We start from the raw sequence: 6,068 nt of genomic DNA, 5'->3' as shown, positions 1-6,068 counted from the left end.
GTCGTCTCCACCGCCGAGGACGCCCTCTCCCTGATCCTGACAATCCTGTCCTTCGCCCTCCCCATCCTGGCCTTCCTCGCACTGCTGATCCTCCTGATCGGCCCCGGCATCGCCCTCGTCAAATGGCGCCGCCGAACTCGCCGCCAAGGCACCTAACCCAAACAGCACACACATGGCTACCGACACCGAACCCACCTGGACAAACCATTAGCATGAGAAATCCACATGCCGATTTCTCATTCAGGGGGATCCGTGACCGACAGCTTCAAGGTCGATCTGGAACAACTGAAAAACCTCAGCACCACCGTCGAGGACCTGGGCCGGAAGGTCGGTGCCATTCGTTGCGACAAGGGCGCAGTGGAAGCATTCAATACCGGCAAGCCAGGCGGTGTCATGACCGAGCGGTCTGTCCCGAGCCGGATTTCCAATTGCCGAGTCATTCCCTATCGCAGCTGAATACGTGATCACCGACGACACGATGATCGGGACGACACGTTGGAAGGATTTGGACGACAAGAAGAAGTCGGAAATCAAGAGCATGCTGTTCGACCTCACAGATGGCGCCCAGAAGGCACAGTCTGCCGATGACAAGCTTCGTGAGGAACTGAAAAAACAAGGCACAAGCAATCTATCAGCATTCACCAGTGCCGCGGCTCTCAGCGGCGAGCAGGCGAGAAGCGACGCTGCCGAACTGGCGTCGGGCCACCAAACACCCGACGAGATCGCACGAATGGTGGCCGCAGGTCACCTCCCGCCGGAGCAGCTCGCGGGTCTCGAATCCGGAGGCACCGCAACAGTTCCCGCCTCACAGATGCAGTACCTCACCGAGATCGCGCGTGCCCTCGACGGCAAGAGTCCCGAGGAGATCGCCTCGATCACAAGCAAACTCCCGCCTGACGCCCGGCAGGCATTCGCCAATGGCATGCAGATCCTTGCGAGCCAGCGCGTGGACGGCGGCAGCGCAGGAAAGGGTGGCTTCGATCGTCTACCCCAGCAGTGGCGTAACTCCTTGTCCCGGCCGGATCTGGTCCAACAGGGATGGGAGGGGGTACCGCCGATGCCTGAGATCAAGCTCAACGGTGTGGCCGACAACCAGGCCATAGCCACCGTCGTCGGTGCCGGTGACGACCACTACAAACTCGGCAGCGACCTCGATCGGAAGCTGATCGACGTCGGCCGCCAGTATCTGCACGGGCAGGTGCTGCACGAGCAGAATCCGGACTCGAAGTTCGAGTGCTTCACGGTTGACGGTCACGGCACCCAGGACAGAGCCCTCACCGAAGGGATCTTTCAGGCGGTAGGGGCCGACAAGTTCGCCGTGGAGTCCGTCATCACCGACAAGGACCATGGCAAAGAGTTCACCCTGGATCTGTTGTCTCACCAATGGTCCGACCACGACCGAGCCGTCAGCTCTCTGTTCCGATTCGGAGATTCCGACGCCATCGTCGCCGACCCGAACAATGCGGTCGAGGTCGCGCGAGCCACTCGAATGGGACACATCATGAGTGCGTTCGCCCAGAATGTCGGCAATGAGGACGCTTGGAACGCACTGTCGAATGTGCCCGGCCACGGCAGCAACTCCGCAGGGCAATTGAATCCCGAGCTGATGCGTACGGTGTCGCACAGCCTGGCGCCGTATGTCTCCGATCTCGTCCGCGACGGATCTCCACTCCGTCCGGGCTTCGAGACCAACTGGATCGGTAAGCAGAACTTTGCGAATTCGGCTTTCGTGGCGGCACTGCTCAACACCGATGGCCAGGCCGGTACCGTTTTCAACAAGGCCGTGATGGACACCGTCCTGAACCAAGAGGTCGGATTCGCAGACCACCTGGGTGACCCGAACGCCGGACAATCGCTGCTGAGCGCGGGCCGATTGCAGGGTGTCCTCGACAAAGGACTCATGCTCGAGACCGGGGATCAGTACCGGGACGCCTTCGACGCGCAGAAGGAAACCTACGATCGGAAGGTGGCCGCATTCGAAGGTGCCACTGCTGCAATCAAACTCGCAGGCGGACTGGCCCCCGGGCCGACCGGCGCATTGGTGTCTTTCCCACTGGACGCGTTCGGTACGAGTCTGAAGGACGGGATCTGCGGTCCCCAGCCGGAAATGGGGAAGACACCTGTCCTCCAGGGCGTCGACGAATATCGGCAGCTGCATTCCATCCTCGAGGCGCGGCAGACGATGCACGGACTGCCGTCGACGCTGACTGCGGCACCGGAATTCGGCTATGCCTTCGACGCGAACGGAAGACTGAAAAGCTACGACGCCATTACCGACATCAACAGCAGCTATGACGACGGACTTCGGGTGATGCTGAGCAGGATCGGCGGCGGCGAAGGTCGGCAGATCATGGACGGATACAGGCAGGTGACTCTGAAGGATGGATAGTCTTCGCGCGTGGGTGTCGGTTGGGGTTGTGGTGCTGTCTGTGACGGCGGGGTGTGGGAGTTCCGGTTCCGGGAGCGGGAAGGCGACGTCGAGTGCGCCCCGGCCGGATCCCGAGATCCGGTATTCCCAGGTCTGGTCGGCCGACACCGGTATCGATCTGTTCGGGCGCGGTGCGGAATTGATTCGGGCGACTCGGGAAGCCAGTCAGTACGCGTACTTCGTGGGGAAGCAGGATTCCTATCCGGGATTCGCTGCGGCGCTGCCCGATCCGCGTACGACGCCGGGCTACGCCGAGAACTTCGTGCCCGGTCAGACTTCCGATCGTGCGGTCGTGCCGGACCAACCCGCGCGCACCTATTTCTTGCATCTCACGAACCTGACTGCCGACGATAGCGATGTCACTGCCGATGTGTGTTGGTATCACGTCGATCCCGCTGTGACGGTGGCCGAATATCCGCCGGATGTGTCCGAGTTCCATCTCGGTTCGGCGGAACGTGTGTCCCTGCACAATGGCGCCTCGGTCCCGGGGACGCCGGGTGTGGCCGAACGGAATCCAGACAGCCGGAGCCCCGATGCCCATCGGCCGCCCCGTTGGAATGTCTTCGGCACGTGGGGCATTACCGCCATGAAGACCTATGCGCCGGACGCGCTGCCGGATACGTGTGCTCGCTGGTGGCAGTCACGGTTCCCGGCCTTCGACAAGCCCGCAGACCGAAATTTCCTGTTGGTGCCGCGTGCGGAGATTCCGACGATGCCGGTAGCACAGCAGTATCCGGAATGGATTGCGCCATAACTCGAGTGGCGGGGTCGAGTTCGGCGGCGGTGATGTCCTCGAGGGTGCGGCGGCGGTTCAGAACCGACCACGATCTTCCACGGTGACAAACCCGGTGGACGTCCGCGTGCGAGGATCGGGACGGGCCCGCGAGCTCGTCGAAGAGCGGGGCTGTCACATATTCGGGCCGTGCGCGGTCGAAGGGTCGACACCGACCGCGGAAGGACCGACACCATGACCGATCGCGCCTGGCTGGCCGAGCAGTTCGAGGCCAATCGCACCCAGTTGTGCTCGGTGGCCTACCGGCTGCTGGGGTCCGCGAGTGAGGCCGAGGACGCCGTGCAGGAGGCGTGGCTGCGCTTGCAGCGCGCGGACTCCGACAGCGTGGAGAATCTCGCCGCCTGGTTGACCACGGTGGTGGCGCGGGTGTCGTTGAACATGCTGCAGTCGCGCAAGGTGCGCCGCGAGGACCCGATCACCGAGGACGATCAGCATCTCCCGGCACCGCCCGCTCACGCACCCGATCCCGAACACGAAGCACTGCAGGCGGATTCGATCGGGCTGGCGCTGTTGATCGTGCTCGATCAGCTCGCGCCCGCCGAGCGGCTGGCCTTCGTGCTGCACGATCTGTTCGCGATCCCGTTCGACGAGATCGGCCCGATCCTGGACAAGACGCCCGCCGCGGCCCGGCAGCTGGCCAGCCGGGCGCGGCGGCGCGTGCAGGGCTCACCCGCGCCCGCCGCCGACTCCACCCGTCAGCGCCAGGTGGTCGACGCCTTCCTGACCGCCTCGCGCAGCGGCGATTTCCAGGCGCTGCTGTCCCTGCTGGCCCCCGACGCGGTCTTCCGCGCCGACCCGGCGGGCATCCGCATGGGTTCCGAGGCATTGGTTTCCGGCCGCGACGGCGTGGCCGCGACCTTCGCGGGCCGCGCCAAGGCCACCCGCCTCGCCCTCATCGACGGCATGGTCGGCGCGGTCTGGTCCATCGCGGGCAAGCCGAAGGTGGTCTTCACCTTCACCGTCCTCGACGGCCACGTCACCGCCATCGACCTGCGCGCCGACGCCGACGAACTGGCCGAACTCGACATCGAACTCCTCGAAACCGCCTGAGCGGAAGCAGGTTTCCCCGCCCGGAAGGTTCGGTCTCGGGATACGTTCGTGCCGCGCCTATTTCACGACGACGCCGGGATCCGGCGTCGTCATCGGCTGGTCGGTGCCCACCGTGATCGATACGCCGGGTCGCGCGGCCAGGCCGAAGCGGGGGCGGTTGTCGGGGCCGAAACTCATGGGCTGGGCGCGGATGCTGCGCCCGGCCCAGCCGGTGCCGGGGTCCAGGCGGGCGTGATAGGTGATCCAGGGGTGGCCGTCGACGGTGAAGAAGCCGTTGTGGCCCGGGGCGATCGCGCCGGGGCCGCCGGGCAGGATCGGGCCGCCGGATTTGGTCCAGGCGGCGGGATCCATCGGGTCGCCGCCGCGGGCTAGTTGCATGAGTCCCAGGCGGTAGCTGTCGTCGAAACTGGCGTTGGCGGAATAGGTCAGGTACAGCGTGCCGTCGGGGGCGAACAGCGGCTGGGGCGCCTCGTTGATCAACCGGTTCGCCTCGTTGGGGACGGTTTCCCAGGCGGCGGTCGGTGTCGCGATCGCGACCGCCGCACCCACCGGTGTCGTCGGATCGGACATGCGGACCGCGCAGATCTCCTGCACGAGTTCGTCATCGGGCCGCAGGCACGACCACAGGAAGTAGCCCTGGGAGCGATAGCTCAGGTAGACGCCGTCGATGGCGACCGTGCGGGGCAGGTCGAGTTTCCCGGCGAATTCGTACGGCCCGGCCGGATCGTCGCCCGCCGAGCGCAGCGCGTACATGCGGTGGGTGTCGGGATCGTCGCTGTCCTGGGCGGAGAAATAGATCCACCAGCGGTCGCCGATGCGCTGCAACTCGGGAGCCCAGATCTTGGTGCACGCCGGTGCGGGACAGTCCGGATGCCGCCACACCACGACCGGTGACGCGTCGCCCAGCCCGCCGAGCGTGTCCGCGCTGCGGATCACCACATTGTCGTTGTTGAAGCTGTCACCCTGCACCAGGTGAAATCGCCCCTGGTAGTAGGTGAGACTGGGGTCCGCGCCCGCGGCCACGATCGGATTGGTGAATTCCTCACGATGGGTTTCGAGCGCGGCGGCGTGGGGCAGGGTCGGCCACGAGGTCAGGCACAACAGCACCGCCCCGATGACCCCGAGCGTCGTCCGCCAGCCCGTCATACCGCCTCCACCAGATGTCGAGAAACCAGTCTCCGACACGCCCGCCGCGCCAGTGCTCATTCGCAGTCCGCCCCGGCGTTTCGCGGCCATTGGGGAAGCCAGAGACAACATTCCGCAATTACTAGCGTCCCGTTAGCATTGTGACAATCATGGCTAATCTTCGGTAACACGTCGGCCGGGCCGCGCCGACAGAGAACGGCACCCCATTTTCCGGGACATTGGGACGTCCCGTTCATCGAACAACGCCGACGGCTGATGCGCGCCGCATTGTCGGGCAAATGGATGGCATTCATGGCCATGCTCGCCCTCGACGGCGACGACCAGTTGTCGATCTTCAGCGAGCCGAACGAGATGACCGCGGCGCTGCAGCGCGACAAGGCTTACGGCGCACTGCCTCCGGAGGTCCACGCCGAGGCCCTGCACGTGCTGACGGCGGCGACCATCGCCGGTTACGCCATCTTCCGCGAGGTCGTGGCACGCGATATCGACATTCCCCTGGACGAACTCGACCAGCGCGCGGTCGCGGCGTACGACTATCTCCTCCCCCGGGTCACCACCGCCGACTCTTAATCCCGTTGTCAAGCAGCAGTGGTGAGGGGCTCAGGTTGATAGAGCCGGTTGTCGCGGAGGAGTGCCCACACGACGTTGACG

6 protein-coding genes are annotated in these 6,068 nt (G+C 64.9%); 5 read left to right on the top strand and 1 reads right to left on the bottom strand.

What is annotated here, in order from left to right; genetic code table 11:
- Positions 1–252: 252 nt before the first annotated feature.
- The 4 genes from ACWELQ_RS35360 (at position 253) to ACWELQ_RS35345 (ending at position 4,271) form a co-directional block, all read left to right on the top strand.
- Complete coding sequence (locus tag ACWELQ_RS35360; protein ID WP_452401366.1) at positions 253–456, top strand: hypothetical protein; 204 nt, start codon at positions 253–255, stop codon at positions 454–456.
- 4 nt (positions 457–460) lie between these two features.
- Positions 461–2,389, top strand: coding sequence for a TPR repeat region-containing protein (locus ACWELQ_RS35355; protein ID WP_452401365.1), 1,929 nt, complete (start codon positions 461–463; stop codon positions 2,387–2,389).
- A gap of 331 nt (positions 2,390–2,720) precedes the next feature.
- Positions 2,721–3,182: a hypothetical protein gene (locus ACWELQ_RS35350; RefSeq protein ID WP_452401364.1), complete on the top strand. Its 462-nt coding sequence runs from the start codon at positions 2,721–2,723 to the stop codon at positions 3,180–3,182.
- A 213-nt stretch (positions 3,183–3,395) separates the two neighbouring features.
- Entirely contained in the window at positions 3,396–4,271 is an 876-nt protein-coding gene (locus tag ACWELQ_RS35345; RefSeq protein WP_452401363.1) for a sigma-70 family RNA polymerase sigma factor, read from the top strand.
- 57 nt (positions 4,272–4,328) lie between these two features.
- Here the strand turns inward: ACWELQ_RS35345 and ACWELQ_RS35340 are convergent, their stop codons facing one another.
- Complete coding sequence (locus ACWELQ_RS35340; protein WP_452401362.1) at positions 4,329–5,417, bottom strand: glycoside hydrolase family 43 protein; 1,089 nt, start codon at positions 5,415–5,417, stop codon at positions 4,329–4,331.
- A gap of 291 nt (positions 5,418–5,708) precedes the next feature.
- Between ACWELQ_RS35340 and ACWELQ_RS35335 the strand changes: the two genes are divergently transcribed.
- Entirely contained in the window at positions 5,709–5,987 is a 279-nt protein-coding gene (locus tag ACWELQ_RS35335; protein WP_452401361.1) for a hypothetical protein, read from the top strand.
- Positions 5,988–6,068 lie beyond the last annotated feature (81 nt).

The organism is Nocardia sp. NPDC004722, from assembly GCF_053601505.1.
This window is presented reverse-complemented; position numbering and strand designations above follow the sequence as displayed.

Excerpts from the sequence above, each read along its gene's own strand:
- ACWELQ_RS35345 (WP_452401363.1), top strand. The coding sequence starts at position 3,396 with ATGACCGATCGCGCCTGGCTGGCCGAGCAGTTCGAGGCCAATCGCACC.
- ACWELQ_RS35335 (WP_452401361.1), top strand. The coding sequence starts at position 5,709 with ATGGCCATGCTCGCCCTCGACGGCGACGACCAGTTGTCGATCTTCAGC.
- ACWELQ_RS35340 (WP_452401362.1), bottom strand. The coding sequence starts at position 5,417 with ATGACGGGCTGGCGGACGACGCTCGGGGTCATCGGGGCGGTGCTGTTG.